The sequence below is a fragment of the Streptomyces sp. P9-2 genome (assembly GCF_051903975.1).
Lineage (GTDB): Bacteria > Actinomycetota > Actinomycetes > Streptomycetales > Streptomycetaceae > Streptomyces > Streptomyces cellulosae.
Genome location: NZ_CP192633.1, coordinates 2,567,683 through 2,587,439 on the forward strand (window position 1 = coordinate 2,567,683; position 19,757 = coordinate 2,587,439).

Below are 19,757 nucleotides of genomic sequence, written 5' to 3' on the forward strand. Positions count from 1 at the left end.
GCGTCCTCGTGCCGCGGCGGTCAGTCCCGGCGGTTGCGGTTGCCGGGACGGGCGGCGACCCAGCGGCGGACCGTGTCCGGGAACCAGTACGGCCTCCCGCTCTCCACCCGGTCCGGCGGCGGCAGCAGGCCGTGCTTGCGGTAGGAACGCACGGTGTCCGGCTGCACCTTGATGTGGGCCGCGATGTCCTTGTACGACCACAGCTCGCTCATGTGTGCACCTCCCCGCGCACACCACGGCGGCGGCCGGGGGCGGCCGTCAGGGGGAGCCGGGCATGCGCTGGCGATCGACAAGCGTCGTGCGGGAGAACGAGCCGGTCCGCTTTCGGAGAGGGCTCGTGCGCGGGTGTGACGGAAGGGCCGCGCGCGTGTGACAGCCGTGACGCGACGGGAGTGTTTGTGACAGGAGTGCCACACGGGCGCACCCCGGCACACCGGCGGGGCGCATTGACTCCCCGGCCCTCGGACGCGTACCGGCGCCCTTCCGGGCCCGTACCGAAACCCCTCTTCCCACCCTCACGTCCGGCATCTCGTCCGAATGTCCGGACAAAACATTGACAGGGCTTCGTGAGCGGGGCTAGAACCGGGGGAAGCCCTCGGGTCCCGCAGGGCGGACGAGACGTTCGAAGGGAGCGTCATGGCGAGCCTCCACCGTCGCCGGGCGCTCCCCGGCCGTCGTCGGGGCGCCCACGGCGGCGCCCCCGCACAGATCGCCTCCGGCGCGGGAGGCCGCCTCGCTTTGGCAGGAGCGAGGTGCGAGCGACGACTCCCCGCCCGCCGCGGCCCCGCGCCGGAGGTTCAGTCCCGTACGTCCGCCCCCGGGACCCATGTGTCCACTCGTGGACCCGAACGGCCGACACAGTGTCGGGCCCGCCCGGCACCCCGCCCCTGGTGGGATGGACCCGTGGCCACCGCCGCGGCGCGCCCGCCCGCGGCACCACCGCACGAGCTGTACGAACGGCACGTCTCCACCCGACGCCGCCATCTGCGAAGGAGTTCTCGGTCATGACGAAGATCGTCAACCACTGGATCGGCGGCAAGACCGCCGAAGGCGCCTCGGGAACCTACGGCCCGGTGACGAACCCGGCGACCGGCGAGGTCACCACCAAGGTCGCCTTCGCCTCCGTCGAGGAGGTCGACGCGGCGGTCGCCGCCGCCAAGGAGGCGTTCCGCACCTGGGGCCAGTCCTCCCTCGCCCAGCGCACCTCGATCCTGTTCAAGTTCCGCGCGCTGCTCGACGCCCACCGCGACGAGATCGCCGAGCTGATCACCGCCGAGCACGGCAAGGTGCACTCCGACGCCCTCGGCGAGGTCGCGCGCGGCCTGGAGATCGTCGACCTGGCCTGCGGCATCAACGTCCAGCTCAAGGGCGAGCTGTCCACCCAGGTCACCAGCCGCGTGGACGTGGCGTCCATCCGCCAGCCGCTCGGCGTGGTCGCCGGCATCACCCCGTTCAACTTCCCGGCGATGGTGCCGATGTGGATGTTCCCCCTCGCCATCGCCTGCGGCAACACCTTCGTGCTGAAGCCCAGCGAGAAGGACCCGTCCGCCTCCGTCCGCCTCGCCGAGCTGCTCGCCGAGGCCGGGCTGCCGGAGGGCGTGTTCAACGTCGTGCACGGCGACAAGGTGGCCGTCGACCGTCTCCTGGAGCACCCGGACGTCAAGGCCGTCTCCTTCGTCGGCTCCACGCCCATCGCCCGCTACATCCACACCACCGCCTCCGCCAACGGCAAGCGCGTCCAGGCCCTCGGCGGCGCCAAGAACCACATGCTGGTGCTGCCCGACGCCGACCTCGACGCCGCCGCCGACGCCGCCGTGTCCGCCGCCTACGGCTCGGCCGGCGAGCGCTGCATGGCCATCTCCGCGGTCGTCGCCGTCGGCGCGATCGGCGACGAGCTGGTGGAGAAGATCCGCGAGCGCGCCGAGAAGATCAAGATCGGCCCCGGCGACGACCCCACCTCCGAGATGGGCCCGCTCATCACCGCGACCCACCGCGACAAGGTCGCCTCCTACGTCGCCGGCGCGGCCGACGAGGGCGCCGAGGTCGTCCTGGACGGCACCGGCCACACCGTCGACGGCTACGAGAACGGCCACTGGATCGGCATCTCCCTGCTCGACAAGGTGCCGACCACCGCCAAGGCCTACCAGGACGAGATCTTCGGCCCGGTCCTGTGCGTGCTGCGCGCCGAGACGTACGAGGAGGCCCTGGACCTCGTCAACGCCTCGCCGTTCGGCAACGGCACCGCCATCTTCACCCGCGACGGCGGCGCCGCCCGCCGCTTCCAGCTCGAGGTCGAGGCCGGCATGGTCGGCGTCAACGTCCCGATCCCGGTCCCGGTCGGCTACCACTCCTTCGGCGGCTGGAAGGACTCCCTCTTCGGCGACCACCACATCTACGGCAACGACGGCACGCACTTCTACACCCGCGGAAAGGTCGTCACCACCCGCTGGCCCGACCCGGCGGACGCCCCCTCCGGCGTCGACCTGGGCTTCCCCCGCAACCACTGAGCCCGCTCAGGGGACGTGTGGCCGTGTACCGCGCACGCGGTACGCGGCCACACGCGCGTACACCCCCGGGAGGTCCCCCGGTTCGGTCTCCGGTCGACATCGGACCGACAGGCGGACCCCGTACGGTTGACGCATGGATCTTCGACTGTCCGGCCTCAGGCGGCCGCGGCCCCGGCGTGTCCTCGCCGCCGCGGCCGCCGTCGTCGTGCTCGCCGGGGCCGGCACCTGGACCGCCGTCGCCTCCGACGACGCGCCCCAGGTGCGCCGCGCCGACCGCGTCATGGCCACGGACGACGGGGTGCGCATCGACACCTCCTTCTTCACCGCGGGCTCCGACGGCCGCCGTCCCGCCGTGCTGCTCGGGCACGGATTCGGCGGCAGCAAGGAGGACGTCCGCGCCCAGGCCGAGGACCTCGCCCGCGACGGGTACGCCGTCCTCACCTGGTCCGCGCGCGGCTTCGGCCGGTCCACCGGGAAGATCGGGCTGAACGACCCTCAGGGCGAGGTCGCCGACGTCTCCCGGCTCGTCGACTGGCTGGCCACCCGCCCCGAGGTCCGCCTCGACAAGGCCGGCGACCCCCGCGTGGGCATGGCCGGCAACTCGTACGGCGGGGCCATCGCCCTCCTCGGCGCCGCCTACGACGACCGCGTCGACGCCGTCGCCCCGGCCATCACCTACTTCGACCTGGCCGAAGCGCTGTTCCCCAACGGCGTGTTCAAGAAGCTGTGGGCCGGCGCCTTCGTCACCTCCGGCGGCGGCTGCGCCCGCTTCGAGCCCGAGCTGTGCGCCATGTACGAGCGCGTCGCCGAGTCCGGCGTGCCCGACGCCCGGGCACGGGCGCTCCTCGAAGCCCGTTCCCCGGTCGCCGTCGCCGACCGCATCGACGTGCCCACCCTGCTGATGCAGGGCCAGACCGACTCCCTGTTCCCGCTCGGCCAGGCCGACGCCGCCGCCCGGGCGATCCGCGCCAACGGCGCCCCCGTCACGGTCGACTGGCTGGCCGGCGGCCACGACGGAGGCGACCCCGAGACCGACCGCCTGCAGCAGCGCGTCCGCGCCTGGTTCGACCGCTACCTCAAGGACGACGAGGGCGCCGACACCGGCCCCGCCTTCCGCGTCACCCGCACCGGAGGCGTCGACTCCACCGACGGCCAGGCCCAGCTGCGGGGCGCGAGCGCCGACGCCTACCCCGGTCTGCACGGCGGCACGCGCACGGTGGAGCTGACCGGCCGTGAGCAGCGCTTCGCCAACCCGGCCGGCGCCAACCCGCCCGCCGTGTCCGCCCTGCCCGGCATCGGCGGCTCCGGCGGCCTCTCCCAGCTCTCCTCCCTCGGCATCGGCGTCTCCCTCGACTTCCCGGGCCAGCACGCCCGCTTCGAGTCCGCCCCCGTCACCCGCGACCTGCGCGTCACCGGCTCCCCGACCGTCACCGTCCGCGTGACGTCCACCAGCGACGACGCCGTCCTCTTCGCCAAGCTCTACGACGTCGGCCCCGACGGCCGCCAGCAGGTGCTGCCCTCCCAGCTCGTCACCCCCTTCCGCGTCGAGGGCGCCCGCGCCGGCAAGGACGTCGAGCTCACCCTCCCGGCCGTCGACCACGAGGTCCGCAAGGGCCACCGGCTCCGCCTGGTCCTCGCCTCCACCGACCTCGCCTACGCCTCCCCGGCCGCCCCGGCGACGTACACCGTGTCCCTCGAGGGCGACCTGACGGTGCCCACCGCGCCCGGCGTCACCACCGCCGCGGCCCCGCTGCCCTCCTGGGTGGTGTGGCTCCCGGTCGTGGGCGCGCTCGTGGCCCTCGCGCTGCTCCTCACCGCCCGTCGCCGCACCACCGCCCCGGCCCCCGACCCGGACCTGGCCGACGTGCCCCTCCAGATCACCGGCCTGAGCAAGCGGTACGCCCGCTCCGCCGACCGGTACGCCGTACGGGACCTGTCGTTCCGCGTGGAGAAGGGCCAGGTGCTCGGCCTGCTCGGACCCAACGGCGCCGGCAAGACCACCACCCTGCGCATGCTGATGGGCCTCATCAAGCCCGACGACGGCGAGATCCGCGTCTTCGGCCACGCCGTGCGGCCCGGCGCGCCCGTGCTGTCCCGGGTCGGCGCCTTCGTCGAGGGCGCGGGCTTCCTGCCGCACCTGTCCGGCCGGGAGAACCTGGAGCTGTACTGGGCCGCCACCGGCCGCCCGCCCGAGGACGCCCGTCTCGACGAGGCCCTGGAGATCGCCGGCCTCGGCGACGCGCTCGCCCGTGCCGTGCGCACCTACTCGCAGGGCATGCGCCAGCGCCTCGCCATCGCGCAGGCCATGCTCGGCCTGCCCGACCTGCTGATCCTCGACGAACCGACCAACGGCCTCGACCCGCCGCAGATCCGCGAGATGCGCGAGGTGATGATCCGTTACGCGGCCGCCGGACGCACGGTGATCGTCTCCAGCCATCTGCTGGCGGAGGTCGAGCAGTCCTGCACCCACCTCGTCGTCATGGACCGCGGCCGGCTCGTCCAGGCCGGACCGGTGCACGACATCGTCGGCTCCGGCGACACCCTCCTCGTCGGCACCGTCACGCCCGTCGAGGAACCCCTCGCCGGGAAGGTCGCCGCGCTGCCCGGCGTCGAGTCCGCCGTCCGCACCGACGAGGGGCTGCTGGTCCGGCTCGGCGCCGACGGCACCGCCCCCCGGCTGATCGCGGAACTGGTCCGGCTGGAGGTGCCCGTGACGTCCGTGGGCCCCCACCGCCGCCTCGAGGACGCCTTCCTCACCCTGATCGGAGGATCCGCATGAGCGCGCTCACCGAGCGGGCCGAGGAGTCCACGGCCCACGGGCAGCCGCCCGCCCCCGCCGCGACCGCGGCCGGCTACCGCGCCGGCCGCACCCTGCCGCTGCGCGTCGAGCTGGTCCGCCAGCTCAAGCGGCGGCGCACCCTCGTCATGGGCGCGGTCCTCGCCCTGCTGCCGTTCGTGCTGGTGACCGCCTTCGCGATCGGCGGCGAGCCCGAGGGCCGCAACTCCCGCGTGAACCTGATGGACACGGCCACGGCGTCCGGCGCGAACTTCGCCGCCGTCAGCCTCTTCGTGTCGGCGGGCTTCCTGCTGGTCATCCCGGTCGCCCTGTTCTGCGGGGACACCGTCGCCTCCGAGGCCGGCTGGTCCTCCCTGCGCTACCTGCTCGCCGCGCCCGTCCCCCGGATGCGGCTGCTGTGGTCCAAGCTGGTCGTCGGACTCGGGCTGAGCCTCGCCGCGATGGTGCTGCTGCCGGTGGTCGCGCTCGCCGTCGGCACCGTCGCCTACGGCTGGGGCCCGCTGCACATCCCCACCGGCGGCACGCTCGACGCGGGCACCGCCGCCGGGCGGCTCGTGGTGATCGTCGCGTACCTGTTCGTGTCGCAACTGGTCACCGCCGCGCTCGCGTTCTGGCTGTCCACCCGCACCGACGCCCCGCTGGGCGCGGTCGGCGGCGCCGTCGGCCTGACCATCGTCGGCAACGTCCTGGACGCCGTCACCGCCCTCGGCGACTGGCGGCACTTCCTGCCCGCCCACTGGCAGTTCGCCTGGGCGGACGCCGTCCAGCCCGTCCCGGAGTGGTCCGGCATGATCCAGGGCGCGTCGGTGTCCGTGACGTACGCGCTCGTGCTGTTCGCACTGGCGTTCCGCGGGTTCGCCCGCAAGGACGTGGTGTCCTGACCGCCCAGGGCCGCGTGACGCCCACGCGGCCGACCGGGTGAACCTGCGCAACCGATTCCGCGCGGCAGGGTTGGAGAGGGAGACAGGCCACAGGGCAGCCGGGGCCGTGACGCGCGGCCTCGGCCGCCTCTCTCCATGCCGGGGCCGGCCTCCCGATCTTCAAGCAGGAAGACAACCACATTGCGACAGACCCTGAGCAGGGGAGTGTTCACGGCGGCCGCTGCCGCCACGGGCATTCTGTCCCTGTACGGAACCCCCGCCCTCGCCGACTCGTTCGCGGGGGGCGGTGCCGAGGATTCTCCCGGTGTGCTGTCCGGGAACAACGTGCAGGCGCCGGTCCACGTGCCGGTGAACGCGTGCGGCAACACCGTCACCGGCGTGGGCGCATTCAACAGCGCGTCCGACAACACGTGCGTCAACGAGTCCGGCGGCCACCACGGTGAGAAGGCCGGCGGCGCGCACGCGTCCGGCGAGGCCAAGGGCTCGCCCGGTGTGCTGTCCGGGAACAACGTGCAGGCGCCCGTCCACGCCCCCGTGAACGCGTGCGGCAACGACGTCACCATCGGCGGCGGCTTCAACAGCGCCTCCGACAACACCTGCGCCAACGTCTCCGAGGGCTCGCACGGCTCGCACGGCGACAAGAAGTCCTCCGACCGCTCGGCGGACCCCCACCACGAGGCCTCCTCGGGCGGCTCGCACTCCGGGAGCGGCGGGGCCCACGCGGTCGGTGCCGCCAAGGGCTCGCCCGGCGTGCTGTCCGGCAACCTCATCCAGGCGCCCATCCACGTTCCGGTGAACGCCTGCGGCAACAGCCTGAACCTCGTGGGCCTGTTCAACGAGGCGAGCGACAACACCTGCGTCAACGTCTCCGGCCACCACGAGGAGAAGGAGCCGGAGAAGACGCCCGAGAAGGACAAGCCCGAGCCGCCCGTCAAGGTGAAGACGCCTCCGGCCCCCGAGGAGCCGCCGGCCCACACCCCCGACGGCCCGCCGCACCTCGCCGAGACCGGCACCGACGGTCTGATGGCCGCCTCCGCCGCCGGCGCCGTGCTGCTCACCGGCGGCGCCATGCTGTACCGCCGCGGCCGCGTCGGCGCCCGCCGCTGACGGCCCCGCGGACGCCGGGCCCACCCCACCCGGCGTCCGCGCCCCGGCACGAAACGTCCCCCGGACCACCCGGTCCGGGGGACGCCTCGTCGTACGGCCCGTCAGCCGCGCACCGGAGCCGGCGTGCCGCCACGGCCCGGACCCGCGGGCACCGGCACCGAGCCGCGCACCGGGGCCGCCCGCAGCCGCCTGCGCACCCCCTGCACCAGCGTCGACGCCGTGAACGTCGCGCCGTGCACGAACCGCATCGCAGGACCGAACCCGGACGCCGTCACCAGACCCGCCAGGAACAGCCCCGGGTACGACGACTCGAAGCCCCGGTCCAGCACCGGCGACCCGCCTGGCAGCGCCGTCATCGCGCCCCGCAGCTCCGCCGACAGCAGCCCCAGCCGGTCACGGTGCGCCTTGAACCCGGTGGCGGCGATAACGTGCTCCGTCTCCATCGTGCGCCGCGCGCCCGACAGGTCCACCAGCTCGAGCCGCAGCCCGCCCGGCACCGCGGCCGCCGCCGTCACCTCGTGCCCCGGCATCAGATCCACCGCGCGCTCCACCCTCTCCCGCACCCACCAGGCGCCCGCGGGACCCAGCGCCGTCGCCGCGATCCTCGCCCGCGTCGCCTCCGGCAGCCGCCGGTACAGCCCAGGCCGCTCCGCGTAGAACCAGTTCCGCCAGCCCGGACCCAGACCGCTGTGCGGCGAGCGCAGCGACTGCCACCACGGCCGCTCCCACGGCGGCGGCACGTCGTTCCAGCACAGCCGCTCCGCCCGCGCCAGCACCCGCACCCGCGTGCCCTGCTCGGCGAGAAGCGCCGCCGTCTCCAGCGCCGCCTGCCCGCCGCCGATCACCGTGACGTCCTTGCCCTGGAACGGGCCCAGGTCGCTGTGGTGGCTGCTGTGCGTCACCAGCGTCGGGTGCAGACCGCGCAGCGCCGACGGCACCTCGATGAACGGCATCACGCCCACCGCCAGCGCCACCGTCCGCGCGTGCAGCACCTCCCCGTCCTCGGCGACCGCGCAGAAGCCCTCGGGTCCCGACGACACCCGCGCGATCATCCGCTCGTCCACGTCCGGCACGGCGTTGCGCGCGAACCACAGCCCGTACGAGGCGAAGTCCTCCACCGGGATGGGGTGCGCGTGACGGGCGGTCAGGCCCCGCTCCGCGCAGTACGCGTCGAGCCGCCAGCGTCCCGCGGGGTCGGACAGGTTGGACGCCCACGGCTCCGACTTCAGGAACATCCCGGCCGGCATGTGGTCCCGCCAGGACGCCATGGGCCGGCCGAAGACACGCAGGTTCAGTCCGGCGGCCGCCGCGTGCGACGCGATCGACAGACCGTACGGACCCGCGCCCACCACCAGAAGGTCGTACATCATCAGCTGCTCGCTTTCTCGTTGTCGGTCGTCAGGGAGGGCGTGTTCGCCCGGGGAGCCGGGCGCTGCGCCGGGACCTCGGCCGCGGCGCCCAGCCGCCGGCGCAGCCGGCCGGACACATGACGGGCCCACAGGGCCCACATCGCGAGGCCCGGGGCGCGGTCGTCGCCCGCCCACCAGGCCAGTTCGCGGCCGCCGGGCGCGGGACGCAGCGCGGCGAGGGGCGCGTAGTTCTCCACCACGAACGCCCTGCCGGTCACCGGATCGCCGTCCGGCAGGTCACGCCCCGTCAGGTCCGCGTGCAGCGCCCGTACGACGTCCAGTCCGGCGCTGTCGGTGAACAGCCGGAACTGGGCGCCGGGGCGCGGGTTGAAGTCGAGGAGGTGGTAGCGGCCGGTGGCGCCGCAGCGGCGGAAATCCAGGTCGAAGATGCCGCGGTAGCCCAGCTCGCCGGTGATCCGCTCGGCGAGCGCGATCACCTCCGAGTTGGGCGTCCAGCGGCCCACCGCGGTCAGTCCCGCGCCGCGCGGCCAGGACAGGTGCTTGCTGCCCGGCCCGCCCGCGCGCACGGTACCCGTGCGGTCGGCGTAGCCGTGGAAGAACCAGTCCCGGTCGGTGCCGGGCGGAAGGTACGTCTGGAGCAGCAGCGGACTGCCCGCCTCCGCGGTGCGCGCGTGAAGCTCCCGCGCCTCGCGGGCGGTGTGCAGCACCTGGGTGCTGCGCAGCCCGGAGCCCGCGGGGAGCAGCCAGGGGCGGCTCCACTTGGCGACCACCGGCAGCCCGAGCCGCAGCGCGTCCTCCGCGGCCTGCGCCGGGGTGTCCGGGACCTCCGTGCGCGGGTGCGGCACGCCCACCGCGGCGCACACGACGGCCAGTCCGGCCTTGTCCGCGACGCGTTCGGGCAGCGCGGACGGCATCACCGGCAGCAGGTAGGAGCCGGTGAGCTCCTCGCGCAGCCGGGCCGTGGCGATCGCGGTGGCGTCGTCCATCGGCACCAGCACGGCCGGACGGCCCACCTGGGCGGCGACCCGGCGCAGCACGGCGAGCATCTCGTCGGCGGACGCGTCCGGGGGCGGCGGGGCATGGAGCCGGCGCACAAAGCGCGAACGCGCCACGGGACTTCCCGTGCAGTCGGCGACGACATGCACGTCCACCCCTGCCCGGCCGAGCGACCGGACGGCGCCCAAGGTGCCGTGATGAAAGGGATTCCGGTCGATCCGCAGAACAACCGCGGGGACCCGGGTGTCAAGCAAGGACACGCATTCTCACTTTCTCCTGGCGCCGTCTCACCCACACGGGCGAGAACGGCACTCGAAAGCCGCATCGACAGTGGCACTGTCGTATTTCGTATGGCTGACTTCATATGACTGTTCGTCAACAGCGAGGCATCAGGCAGCAGGCGGACGCGAGCGAGAAGAGGAGCAGCCAATGGCCCCACAGCACAGGCGGGTCCGGGCCCGCGCCCTGGCCGTGGGCGCGGCGGCGGTCGCCGTGTCGGCGGCCCTGGCGGCGGGCCCGGCGGCCGGCGCGGCGCCCATGCACGACGCCGGGGCCGCGCTGCCGGGCCCCACCGGGCGCCCCACGCCGGCCGCCGGAGCCCCGCCCACGCCGGCCGCCGGAGCCCCGCCCGCGCCGGGCGCCGAGCCCGCCGCGTCGGCGTTCCCCACACCCGACGTCGACATCCCCGCCGTGTCCGTGCCCGAGCTGCCCTCCGTCGCGGAGCTGCGGCCGCCGTCCGTGCCCGCCGCGAAGGGCGTGCCCCCGTTCGGCGCGTTCCTCGCCTCCGACGCGCGCGGCGTGGAGCGGATGGAACAGCTCAGCCGCTGGCTCGGCGGCGCCGAACTGCGCGTGGGCCACACCTATCTGCCCGGCAACCACTGGCGGGACATCGAGGGCGACGTCGGCTTCCTCGAGGACTGGGCGCGCTGGCGCAACGCCGACGACAAGCGGATGCTCGTCCTCAACGTCCCGCTCCAGGAGCGCAACGAGGCGGGCGTGCCCGACGGGGAGGTCCGCGAGCTGCTGCGGCGGGGCGCGGCCGGCGAGTTCGACCACCACTTCCGCGTCCTCGCCGAACGCCTCGTCGAGCTGGAGATCCCCGACACCATCCTGGTGCTCGGCTGGGAGATGAACGGCGTCACCTACACCCACCGCTGCGGACCCGACCCGGAGAACTGGAAGAAGTACTGGAACCGCATCGTCACCACGATGCGTTCCGTCCCCGGCCAGGAATTCCGGTTCGAGTTCACGCCCAACCGCGGCCGCGACGCCGTGCCGTGGACGCAGTGCTATCCCGGCGACGACACCGTCGACATCATCGGAATGGACTCCTACGACCAGCCGCGCGGAATGTCCTTCGACGAACAGGTGAAGGAACCGTACGGACTCCAGGCGCACGTCGATTTCGCCAAGGCGCACAAGAAGCCCATCGCCTATCCGGAGTGGGGGCTTTTCCGCAACGGCGACAATCCCGAGTACATGCGCCGCATGCTCAACTGGATGCAGCAGCACCGGCCGCTCTACCACACGGTCACCGACTACTGCCCGCACGGCGTCTGGCAGTGCGACGACAACCCGGACGCCTCCCGCGTCTTCCGCAACGCCCTCTACGGCCGCACGCCCGAGGACCCGCAGACCCCGGCGCCCACCGAGCCGCCCACGGGACCGCAGCTGCCGGACCACTGCATGCCGCTGGACCTCGGACGCTGGGTGGAGCACTGGCTCGGCGGGAAGCTGTGCCTGCGGCTCGACTGGTGGTCGCGCACCGGGTGACGCCGGGACCGTCCGGCCCACCGCCGTCACCGCGGCACGTCGGCGGCGGAGGCCGGGCCGGGCACGGAGGCGCTGGGCGCGGGCTGCCCGTCGCGGCCGCGGCGGGGCCGGGCCAGCAGCGCCAGACCGCCGAGCAGCCCGCCCGCGCTCGCCCCGACCAGGGCGGTCACCGCGGGCGACGCGGAGGCGGGCGCGGACGGCTTCACCGCGCGGGAGAACTGCACCAGGCGCACCCGGGTGCTGTCCTTGGTGTCCTCCGCGTGCCGGGTCAGCGCCCGCGCCACCGCGTTCGCCATGTCGACCGCCGTCCCGGGCTTCTCCGACGTGGCGGTGACGGACACCATCGGCGCGTCCGGCGAGGTCGCCGTGCGCACGCCGTCCCGCAGGGTGCGCACCGGGACCCCGGCCCACACCTGCGCGTCGCCGAGCACCGCGAGCTGGGTGGCCACCCGCCCGTAGGCCTGCGCGAAGCCGCGCGCGGACTCCGGGGTGGCCTGGTCGGTGGGGACGGCCACGACGTAACTGGTGGCCGTGTACTCGGCCGGGCTGACAAGGCCGTACACGCCGCCGGACAGACCGCCGAGCAGCGTGCCCGCCACCAGCGCGGACCAGGCAGGCAGCCTTCTGACGCGGTCCAGGGACGGCAGACGCAGACGGGTCGGAGTGTCGGTCATGAGGACGGTGCTTCCTTGACGTGGAGGGAGGGGGAGGGGCCGGCCACGGCGGCCGCGTACACGTCCATGAGGCGGGCCGAGCTGCGGGTGATGCTGTAGTGCCGGGCGGCCTCGGCGGCCGTGCGCGGGGCCGGGCCCGCCGCGCGGACCTCGGCGATCGCCCGGGCGTACTCCTCCGGGCCGCCGCGCACCCGCCGCGCGCCGGCCGAGGCGTCCGGCGGCAGGTCCTCGATCGCCGGGCACGACCCGTGCAGCACGGGCAGCCCGGCGGCCAGGGCCTCCACGGCCGCCAGGCCGAACGCCTCCTCCGTGGACGGGGAGGCGAACAGGTCCATCGCCGAGGTGAGCGAGGGCAGGTCGGGGCCGGGGGAGCCGTCGGGCACGGCGGGCCGCTCCCCGGTGAACAGCACTCGCCCCGACACCCCGGCCTCGTGGGCGGTGCGGCGCAGCACGTGCTCCTCGGGGCCGCCGCCCACCAGCAGCAGCCAGCAGTCCTCCGGCAGCAGGGCCAGCGCCCGCACCAGCACGTCGAACCGCTTGCCGGGGGCGAGCCGGCCCACCCCGCCGACGACGAACGCGCCGTCCGGCAGCCCGAGCCGCCTGCGGGTGCGCTCCCGCCGCTCGAGGTCGAAGCGGAAGCGGTCCAGCTCGATGCCGTTCGGCACCACCTCGATCCGCGGAGCGGGCACCCCCCACCGCTTCAGCCGGTCCGCCACCGTCGGGGAGACGGCGACCGTCGCCGAGCCGAGCCGTTCGCTCGCCAGGTACAGCGCCCGTACGCCCTGCGTGAGCGCGCGGCCCTCCATCTGGGAGTCGCCCAGCGAGTGCTCGGTCGCCACGACCGCCCGCACCCCCGCCATCCGGGCGGCCGGCCTGCCGTACACGCAGGCCCGGTAGAGGTGGGTGTGGACCAGGTCGTAGCCGCCGGAGCGGATCACGCGGACCAGGCGCGGCAGCACGCCCACGTCGCGGTTGCCCGCCATGCCCAGGTGCAGCACCCGCACCCCGTCGGCGCGCAGGCCCTCGGCGACCGGGCCCGGGTTGGTGAGCGTCACCACGTCGCAGTCGACGGGCAGATGCCGCAGGAGCAGCCGCAGCTGCTGTTCGGCGCCGCCCACGCCGAGGCCGGTGATGATGTGCAGCGCCCTCATCTCAGACGCCCTCCACCGGACGGCGGCGCCAGCGGTGCAGCCGCAGCTTCAGGTGCAGCCGCCACGCCGTGTCGTTCTGCCCGACGTGCGCCCGCGGCAGGGCGTGCGGGCCGGTCAGCGGGCCCGGGTCGATGGCGCAGGCGTACCGGTAACCGGCCTTCCGCACGGCCTCGACGGCGCGCGCGTCGACCGTGCCGTACGGGTAGCAGAAGCCGTCCACGGGGGCGCCGGTCAGCTCGGCGAGTTGGGCGCGGCTCCTCGTCACCTCGGCGGCCAGGAGCGTGTCGTCGGCGCGGGTCAGGTCGACGTGGGTCAGCCCGTGCGAGCCGATCTCCACGCCCTCCCCGATGGCGCGCCGGATGCCGTCCGCGTCCAGCAGCGGCTTGCGCGGGCCCAGCGGGTCCCAGGCGTTGTCGCCGCCGAGCCGCCCCGGCAGCACGAACAGGGTCGCGCCGAACCGGAACCGACGCAGCAGCGGCAGCGCGCCGGTCAGGAAGTCGGTGTAACCGTCGTCGAAGGTCAGGCCGACCAGGTCACGGCCCTCGCCGCGGGCGCGCGCGTCCAGCAGCTCCGCCACGGACACGCCCCGCAGCCCGCGCCGGCGCAGCCAGGTCAGCTGGTGCTCGAGCCGGTCCGGGGTGACGGTGATGCGGTACGGGTCGTCGGAGCAGTCGCCCACCGAGTGGTACATCGCCACCCAGGGCACGGGCGCCGGACGGCGCGCCGCGGGGGTCCGGTCGGCGAGCGGGGATTCAACGGGTGCGGCCATGTGTGAGCCTTCGTGTGACGGTACGGACGGAGCGCCGCACGGTGGCGGCGCCCACGCCCAGGGCGGACAGGGCGATCGGGACGAAGACGGCGGTGACGGCGAGGCAGCCGGCCGCGAGCGCCGCCACGGGCGAGGCGAACCGGCCGGCGGCGAACACCCCGGCGGCGACGGCCAGGACGGAGGCGAGGACCGGCCGGCCCAGGTCGCCGAGGACCCGGCGGACGCCGACGGTGACACTCGGCGCGTCCCCGGAGCGGGTCGCGCGCAGGCCGGTGAGCAGCAGCACGGCGGTGACGGTGATCCCGGCGGCGTTGGCCGCGGCGATCCCCGCCACGCCCCAACGGCCCACGGCCAGCGCGCCGATCAGGGACGTGGCGACGATGCCCACGCCCATCACGCCCAGCGGGTACCAGCGGGCGTGGCCCGCCGAGAAGTAGCAGCGGACCAGAGCGCCCACCAGGGTCTGGCCCAGCAGGCCGAGCGCGTACACCCGCATCACATCGGCCGTCGCGGCGGTGTCGGACGCGGTGAACGCCCCCCGCTGGAAGAGCAGTTCGATCATCTGCGGGGCGCAGGCGACCACCGCGCACAGGCCCAGCAGCACCACGCAGGACGCCAGCACCAGGTCCCGCTGCACCCGCGCCCGGGCCCGCGCGGAGTCCCCGTCGGCCAGCGCCCGCGCCACCACCGGGAACGTCACCGTGCACACCATCAGCGACAGCGTCATCGGGATCTGCGCGACCTTCTGCGCGTAGTTGAGGTGCGAGATCGCGCCCGCGGGCAGCGACGACGCCAGGAACCGCTCGACCAGCACCTGCGACTGACGGCACAGCGCGAACAGCAGCACGGCCGCGATCAGCGCCAGCCGCACCGGCCGCTCCTCGTCCGCCGGACCGTCGACGGAGGCGGCCCGCGCGGGTGTACGGGAGGTGAGCTGCCGCCACAGCGACGGCAGTTGCACGGCCACCATCAGACAGCCGCCCACCGCGACCCCGGCCGCCGCCGCGCGCACCCCCCACGCGCCGCCGAAGGCGAACATCGTCGCGATGATCCCCGTGTTGTACGCGACGTAGATCGCCGCCGGGGCGAGGAAGCGGCGGTGCGCCCGCAGCGCGGCGCTGCAGTACCCGGCGAGCCCGAACGCCAGCAGGCTGAGCGCGGTCAGCCGGGTGCAGTCCACTGCGAGCCGCGGGTCCGGCAGCCCGGGCGCCAGCACGGCCACCAGGTACGGCGCCCCGACGGCGGCCAGCGCGGCCACCGCGGCGAACGCCAGGCACAGCCGGGGCAGCGTGGCCCGCACCAGTTCCCGCACCGGGTCGCCCGGGACGCCCCGCGCGCGCCGGGCCAGCGCCATGCTGAACGCCGGGATCAGCGCGATCGCCAGCCCGTCCTCGATCAGCAGCGTCGCCGCCATCTCCGGCACGGTCCACGCCACGAGGAACGCGTCGGTGTCGCTCCCCGCCCCGAACAGCCGCGCAAGCGACTGGTCCCGGACCAGCCCGAGCAGCGACCCGGCGATGGACAGCGCGGCGGTGAGCAGGGCGGCACGGGCGAGGAAGCGGCGGGAGAGGTTGGGGTCGCCCTGGCCTTCGGACCCGGTTCCGGACGTCTCGACCGGGGGAGGGGGCGCGTCGGCGGTCCGGGGCGGGGCGCAGTCGGTGCGGGGTGTCGTCATCGGGCCACCGCCTCCTCGACGCGGCCGGGCAGGGTGTCCCGGTGAGCCGTGTCCGCGGAGGCCCGTTCCGCCAGCCCCCACCACGCCGTCAGGCCCAGCGCGACGCCGGTCAGGAGGGTCGACGGGCCGCCGATGTCGCCGTACACGTAGTCGACGAGCTGCCACAGCAGCAGCCCGCAGGCGATCAGCGCACAGTCGAGACCGGCCCCGTCCCGCCGCGCCCGCGCGAGCCCCCGCACCGCGCACACCAGCAGCGCCAGCCAGCTCCCCACGAGCGCGCAGAAGCCGAGCAGCCCCTGCTCGCTGAGCACCAGCAGATACATGCTGTGCGGGGAGAGCAGCGCCTGCTTGTGGAACGCCTCCCCGGCGCCCTCGATGTCGCTGCCGGAGGACAGCGCGAGCGTGGCGTGCCCGTCGCGGTACTCCGGGAAGTTCTTCAACCCCACCCCGGTCAGCGGCTGTTCGCGCCACATGCCGACGGCGGACGCCCACAGCGTGTACCGGTCGACCACGGACTGGTCGGGCGCGTCCGCGACCTGCGTGATGCTGTCGATCCGCTCCTGCAGCATCGCCGAGCCCACCCCGAAGCCGCCCACGAGGATCACCCCCGCCGCGACCACGGCCGCCCCCGCCTTCAGCGCCCGCCGCAGCCCCGCCAGCGCGAGCTGCACCACGCAGGTCAGGGCGGTCGCGATCCAGGCGCCCCGGCTGAAGGACACCGCCAGCGGCACCAGCAGCACCGCCGCGCACCCGGCCGCCACGGCCCGCTGCCAGGACGGGGTGCGGCCCAGCGCGAGCCCGGTCGCGCAGACCACGCCGAGCGCCACCGCCGTGGCCATGCCCATCACGTCCTGCGCCCCGAAGGTGCCCACCGCGCGGACGGTCTCGCCCTGGTAGGAGGCGCCGGTCCCGGTGACGTACTGGTGCACGCCGACGGCCCCCTGCCACAGCGCGAGCCCCACGAACGACCAGGCCAGCAGCCGGAAGTCGGCCCGCCCGCGCAGCAGCACCAGCACGGCCGCCGGGACCAGCACGAACACCTGCAGATAGCGGGCCATCCCGCCGATCCCCGCCGCCGGCGAGGCCGCGCCCATGGCGGCGACCGCGAGCCCCGCCACGGGCAGTCCCAGCACCACCGCCGCGCGCGGCGACAGCGGACGCCGCCGCTCCCGCAGCAGCAGGATCACGCAGTACCCGACCACCAGCGCGGACACCGCGTCGGAGGGCTGCGCGCCGTCGCCCGCGACCGGGAGGCCCAGCAGCGCCACGACCGCCACCAGGGGCAGCACCGGCGCCGACCGGGCGGCCCGGCGCGGCAGAGGCAGTACGGGGACGTGACTCACCTGGCGTCAGCTCCCCGTCGGACGGACCAGCGTGACCGCCGTGCGCAGCAGGATGCAGACGTCCTGCCACAGCGACCAGTCGTCGATGTACGCGTTGTCGAAGCGGGCGCGGTCCTCGATCGAGGTGTCGCCGCGCAGTCCGTGGATCTGCGCGAGCCCGGTGATGCCGGTGCGCATCCGGTGCCGGGCCGCGTAACCCGGGTACGTCTCGCTGAACTGGGCGACGAAGAAGGGACGTTCGGGGCGCGGCCCGACCAGGCTCATGTCGCCGCGCAGCACGTTCCACAGCTGGAGCAGCTCGTCCAGCGAGGTGCGGCGCAGCATCCGGCAGAAACGGCGCATCTCGTTCTCGTTGGCCACGCTCCACCGGGTCGCCGACTCGTGCTCGTCGACCGGCCGGTGGGTGCGGAACTTCAGCAGCGTGAACGGCCGGCCGTCCCGCCCGATGCGCTCCTGACGGAACACCACCCCGGGCCCGTCGGTGAGCCGCAGCGTCACCGCGCACACCAGCAGCAGCGGGCTGACCAGCAGCAGCAGCGTCCCCGACACCAGGATGTCCAGCAGCCGCTTGCCCGCCCCGCCGCCCCGCACCGGCGCCAGGTCCAGCCGCCGGCACGCGAACCCGGCCACCCGCTCCCGCGCCGAGTACGGAGCCGCGTCCGCGTCGACCTCCCACACCACGCACCCCGAGGCGGCCAACGACCGCAGCAGGGCGGCCTGTTCGGTCCGCACCGACGGGCCGACGGCGAGCACCGCACGCACCCCGTTCTGGATGACCGCCCGGTCGACCTCCTGGTCGGTCCGCAGCACGGGAACGCCTCCCTCGGAGCCGTCCCCCTGCGTGGCGACGACCCCCACCGGCCGCACCCCGCTGCGGGGGTGGCGCAGCACGGCGGCGGCCACACGCTGAGCGGCCGCAGCGGGCCCGATCACCAGGGCCGCGCGCGGGCGGCGCAGCAGCGCGGCGCGCCGCCGCCCGTGCACCAGCGCGCGCAGAGCGCCGGCCGCCGTCACCTGCACGGCGAACCCGGTCAGCACGGTGGCCACGGACAGCACGTCCCGCGGATGCAGCGCCGCCCACAGCGCGGCGGCGGCCAGCCAGACCACCGCCACCCGCCCGCACACGGCGGGCAGTTCCTCCAGCAGCGCCGGCACCGGAGTCCGCCCGCCGCGCGGGCGCGGCAGCAGCGACGCCCCGGCCAGCAGGGCGAGAAGCAGCGAGGAGTGCCCGGCGGCCGCCCACCAGGCGAGCAGGGCCGCCGCGCCGTCCGCGAGGAGCAGGGGGACGGGGGAGGCGGGCCGTTCGGGGGGCCGGGCGGCAGGCGGCCGGGAAACGACGCCGGAACCGCGTGGGGGCATGACGGATACGGGGGAGGATCCGTGCTCCCGCGGTGCGACACCGGGGGAGGTCACGGTACGTTCGGCGGTCACGAGTGGATGGACTCCCTGTCCTCTGAGTGCTCGACGCGCTGTGTCGTCCGGTCGTCCTCGGCGCCGCCCGCCGTCAGGGGCGGGTGCGCCCCGGAGTCGGCCGGCCGGGCGCCGAGCAGATCGCGGTAGACGCCGGCGACCGCCCTCGCGGTGTGCCGCACGTCGTGAAGGGACAGCACATGGCGGCGGGCCCGGTCGCCGAGGGAGGCGCGCAGCGGCGGGTCGAGCAGCAGCGCGGCCACGGTCCGGGCGAGCGCCCGCGGGTCCTCCGGCGGCACCAGGCAGCGGCCGGCCAGCGACGGCGGCAGGCTCTCGTGGGCCCCGTCGACGTCCGTGACCACCACGGGCCGCGCGCAGGCCATCGCCTCCAGCGGCGCCAGTGCCATCCCCTCCCAGCGGGACGGCAGGACGACCAGGTCGGCGGCCTGGTACCAGGGCGCCGCGTCCGCCACGGCCCCGGCGAACACCACGGAGCGCGGCGCGGCGGCCCGCAGCCGCTCCCCGTCGGGACCGTCGCCGACCAGCACGAGCCGCGCCGCGGGCACCCGCCGCCGAACGGCGTCCCAGGCGCGCAGCAGGACGTCCTGCCCCTTCTGCCGGCACAGCCGCCCCACGCACACGACGAGCGGAGCTTCCGCGTCCATGCCGTGGCGGGCGGCCAGTTGGGCCCTGACCGGGCCCGTGTCGTCCACGGGCCGGAAACGCTCGGGGTCGATGCCGTTGGGCACGACGGTCCACCGCCCGCGGATCCCGGCGTCCACCCCGGTGTCCCGCTCCGCCTCGCTCACGCAGATCACGCGGGAGGCCCAGCGCGCCGCCCACCGCTCCCAGCGCAGGGCGAGCGCGGCCGTGCTCCCGCCGACCGCCTCGAACGACCAGGCGTGCGGCTGGAACACCGTCGGGATGCGCCCGCGCACGGCGAGCCGCCCGGCCAGCCCCGCCTTCGCGCTGTGCGCGTGCACGAGATCCGGCCGCAAGTAGCCGATGGTGTCGGCGAGTTGCCGCACCTCCCGCACCAGCGACGGCCCGGGTGAGCGGGTCGCCTCCCAAGTGCGGACATGGGCGCCGAGGGAGCGCAGCCGGGCGGCGAGGGGGCTGTCCGGGCAGACGGCGGCGACGTCCATGCCGTCCGCCAGCTGCGCCCGCACCAGGTCGGTCACGACCCGGGCGACGCCTCCGTCCACGGGCTGCGTGAGGTGCAGGACCCGCGGCCGGCGGCCGGGCGGTGTCAGGTCCATGGGCACGGCTTCCTCGCTCAGGCAGGTGTCGGACGGGTGGGGCGG

General features: G+C 75.1%; 15 protein-coding genes and 1 pseudogene. 6 read left to right on the plus strand and 10 right to left on the minus strand.

Annotation, left to right across the window (positions count from 1 at the left end; translation table 11 throughout):
- Positions 1-20 precede the first annotated feature (20 nt).
- Positions 21-212 carry a helix-turn-helix transcriptional regulator gene (locus tag ACQY0Z_RS11950; RefSeq protein WP_189898066.1) on the minus strand — a complete coding sequence of 64 codons (192 nt, stop codon included), beginning with the start codon at positions 210-212 and terminating at the stop codon, positions 21-23.
- Between the two features lie 484 nt (positions 213-696).
- On the opposite strand from ACQY0Z_RS11950, the pseudogene ACQY0Z_RS11955 reads away from it, so the two are divergent.
- The 5 genes and pseudogenes from ACQY0Z_RS11955 to ACQY0Z_RS11975 form a co-directional block, all read left to right on the plus strand.
- A pseudogene (locus ACQY0Z_RS11955) lies at positions 697-825 on the plus strand (5-deoxy-glucuronate isomerase); the annotation flags it as partial.
- Between the two features lie 179 nt (positions 826-1,004).
- Positions 1,005-2,507, plus strand: coding sequence for a CoA-acylating methylmalonate-semialdehyde dehydrogenase (mmsA, locus tag ACQY0Z_RS11960; RefSeq protein ID WP_439812234.1), 1,503 nt, complete (start codon positions 1,005-1,007; stop codon positions 2,505-2,507).
- 133 nt (positions 2,508-2,640) lie between these two features.
- On the plus strand, positions 2,641-5,286 hold the full coding sequence (locus ACQY0Z_RS11965; RefSeq protein WP_254586686.1) for an alpha/beta fold hydrolase: 2,646 nt from the start codon (positions 2,641-2,643) through the stop codon (positions 5,284-5,286).
- The gene (locus ACQY0Z_RS11970) at positions 5,283-6,185 is read left to right on the plus strand and encodes an ABC transporter permease (RefSeq protein ID WP_189898071.1); all 903 of its coding nucleotides are present in this window, start codon (positions 5,283-5,285) and stop codon (positions 6,183-6,185) included. The genes ACQY0Z_RS11965 and ACQY0Z_RS11970 overlap by 4 nt, the downstream gene beginning before the upstream one ends.
- Positions 6,186-6,365: 180 nt before the next feature.
- Positions 6,366-7,292 (plus strand): chaplin, encoded by a 927-nt coding sequence (locus tag ACQY0Z_RS11975; protein ID WP_254586687.1) that lies wholly within the window; start codon positions 6,366-6,368, stop codon positions 7,290-7,292.
- A 101-nt stretch (positions 7,293-7,393) separates the two neighbouring features.
- Here the strand turns inward: ACQY0Z_RS11975 and ACQY0Z_RS11980 are convergent, their stop codons facing one another.
- Both ACQY0Z_RS11980 and ACQY0Z_RS11985 read right to left on the minus strand, forming a co-directional pair.
- On the minus strand, positions 7,394-8,659 hold the full coding sequence (locus ACQY0Z_RS11980) for an NAD(P)-binding domain-containing protein (RefSeq protein WP_439813357.1): 1,266 nt from the start codon (positions 8,657-8,659) through the stop codon (positions 7,394-7,396).
- 2 nt (positions 8,660-8,661) lie between these two features.
- Positions 8,662-9,918, minus strand: coding sequence for a carboxylate--amine ligase (locus ACQY0Z_RS11985; RefSeq protein ID WP_439812235.1), 1,257 nt, complete (start codon positions 9,916-9,918; stop codon positions 8,662-8,664).
- A 169-nt stretch (positions 9,919-10,087) separates the two neighbouring features.
- Between ACQY0Z_RS11985 and ACQY0Z_RS11990 the strand changes: the two genes are divergently transcribed.
- On the plus strand, positions 10,088-11,431 hold the full coding sequence (locus tag ACQY0Z_RS11990) for a glycoside hydrolase family 26 protein (RefSeq protein ID WP_439812236.1): 1,344 nt from the start codon (positions 10,088-10,090) through the stop codon (positions 11,429-11,431).
- A gap of 26 nt (positions 11,432-11,457) precedes the next feature.
- On the opposite strand, the gene ACQY0Z_RS11995 is transcribed toward ACQY0Z_RS11990, so the two are convergent.
- From ACQY0Z_RS11995 to ACQY0Z_RS12025, 7 genes are read right to left on the minus strand one after another with little or no spacing between them, the layout of a single operon-like run.
- Entirely contained in the window at positions 11,458-12,105 is a 648-nt protein-coding gene (locus tag ACQY0Z_RS11995) for a lipopolysaccharide biosynthesis protein (RefSeq protein WP_189898077.1), read from the minus strand.
- Positions 12,102-13,256 carry a glycosyltransferase gene (locus ACQY0Z_RS12000; protein ID WP_189898079.1) on the minus strand — a complete coding sequence of 385 codons (1,155 nt, stop codon included), beginning with the start codon at positions 13,254-13,256 and terminating at the stop codon, positions 12,102-12,104. Before ACQY0Z_RS12000 ends, ACQY0Z_RS11995 begins: the two co-directional genes overlap by 4 nt.
- 1 nt (position 13,257) lies before the next feature.
- Positions 13,258-14,025, minus strand: a complete 768-nt coding sequence (locus ACQY0Z_RS12005; RefSeq protein WP_189898080.1) for a polysaccharide deacetylase family protein — start codon at positions 14,023-14,025, stop codon at positions 13,258-13,260.
- Positions 14,009-15,700 (minus strand): lipid II flippase MurJ, encoded by a 1,692-nt coding sequence (locus ACQY0Z_RS12010; RefSeq protein ID WP_347226725.1) that lies wholly within the window; start codon positions 15,698-15,700, stop codon positions 14,009-14,011. Before ACQY0Z_RS12010 ends, ACQY0Z_RS12005 begins: the two co-directional genes overlap by 17 nt.
- Positions 15,697-17,043, minus strand: a complete 1,347-nt coding sequence (locus ACQY0Z_RS12015) for an O-antigen ligase family protein (protein ID WP_439812237.1) — start codon at positions 17,041-17,043, stop codon at positions 15,697-15,699. Before ACQY0Z_RS12015 ends, ACQY0Z_RS12010 begins: the two co-directional genes overlap by 4 nt.
- A 6-nt stretch (positions 17,044-17,049) precedes the next feature.
- Complete coding sequence (locus ACQY0Z_RS12020; RefSeq protein WP_347226723.1) at positions 17,050-18,474, minus strand: exopolysaccharide biosynthesis polyprenyl glycosylphosphotransferase; 1,425 nt, start codon at positions 18,472-18,474, stop codon at positions 17,050-17,052.
- Positions 18,471-19,712: a glycosyltransferase family 4 protein gene (locus ACQY0Z_RS12025; protein WP_439812238.1), complete on the minus strand. Its 1,242-nt coding sequence runs from the start codon at positions 19,710-19,712 to the stop codon at positions 18,471-18,473. The genes ACQY0Z_RS12020 and ACQY0Z_RS12025 overlap by 4 nt, the downstream gene beginning before the upstream one ends.
- Positions 19,713-19,757 lie beyond the last annotated feature (45 nt).

Bases quoted from the DNA above. Each gene is read 5' to 3' on its own strand.
- ACQY0Z_RS11950 (WP_189898066.1), bottom strand. From the start codon at position 212: ATGAGCGAGCTGTGGTCGTACAAGGACATCGCGGCCCACATCAAGGTG.
- mmsA (WP_439812234.1), top strand. From the start codon at position 1,005: ATGACGAAGATCGTCAACCACTGGATCGGCGGCAAGACCGCCGAAGGC.
- ACQY0Z_RS11965 (WP_254586686.1), top strand. From the start codon at position 2,641: ATGGATCTTCGACTGTCCGGCCTCAGGCGGCCGCGGCCCCGGCGTGTC.
- ACQY0Z_RS11970 (WP_189898071.1), top strand. From the start codon at position 5,283: ATGAGCGCGCTCACCGAGCGGGCCGAGGAGTCCACGGCCCACGGGCAG.
- ACQY0Z_RS11980 (WP_439813357.1), bottom strand. From the start codon at position 8,659: ATGTACGACCTTCTGGTGGTGGGCGCGGGTCCGTACGGTCTGTCGATC.
- ACQY0Z_RS11990 (WP_439812236.1), top strand. From the start codon at position 10,088: ATGGCCCCACAGCACAGGCGGGTCCGGGCCCGCGCCCTGGCCGTGGGC.
- ACQY0Z_RS11995 (WP_189898077.1), bottom strand. From the start codon at position 12,105: ATGACCGACACTCCGACCCGTCTGCGTCTGCCGTCCCTGGACCGCGTC.
- ACQY0Z_RS12000 (WP_189898079.1), bottom strand. From the start codon at position 13,256: ATGAGGGCGCTGCACATCATCACCGGCCTCGGCGTGGGCGGCGCCGAA.
- ACQY0Z_RS12005 (WP_189898080.1), bottom strand. From the start codon at position 14,025: ATGGCCGCACCCGTTGAATCCCCGCTCGCCGACCGGACCCCCGCGGCG.
- ACQY0Z_RS12010 (WP_347226725.1), bottom strand. From the start codon at position 15,700: ATGACGACACCCCGCACCGACTGCGCCCCGCCCCGGACCGCCGACGCG.
- ACQY0Z_RS12025 (WP_439812238.1), bottom strand. From the start codon at position 19,712: ATGGACCTGACACCGCCCGGCCGCCGGCCGCGGGTCCTGCACCTCACG.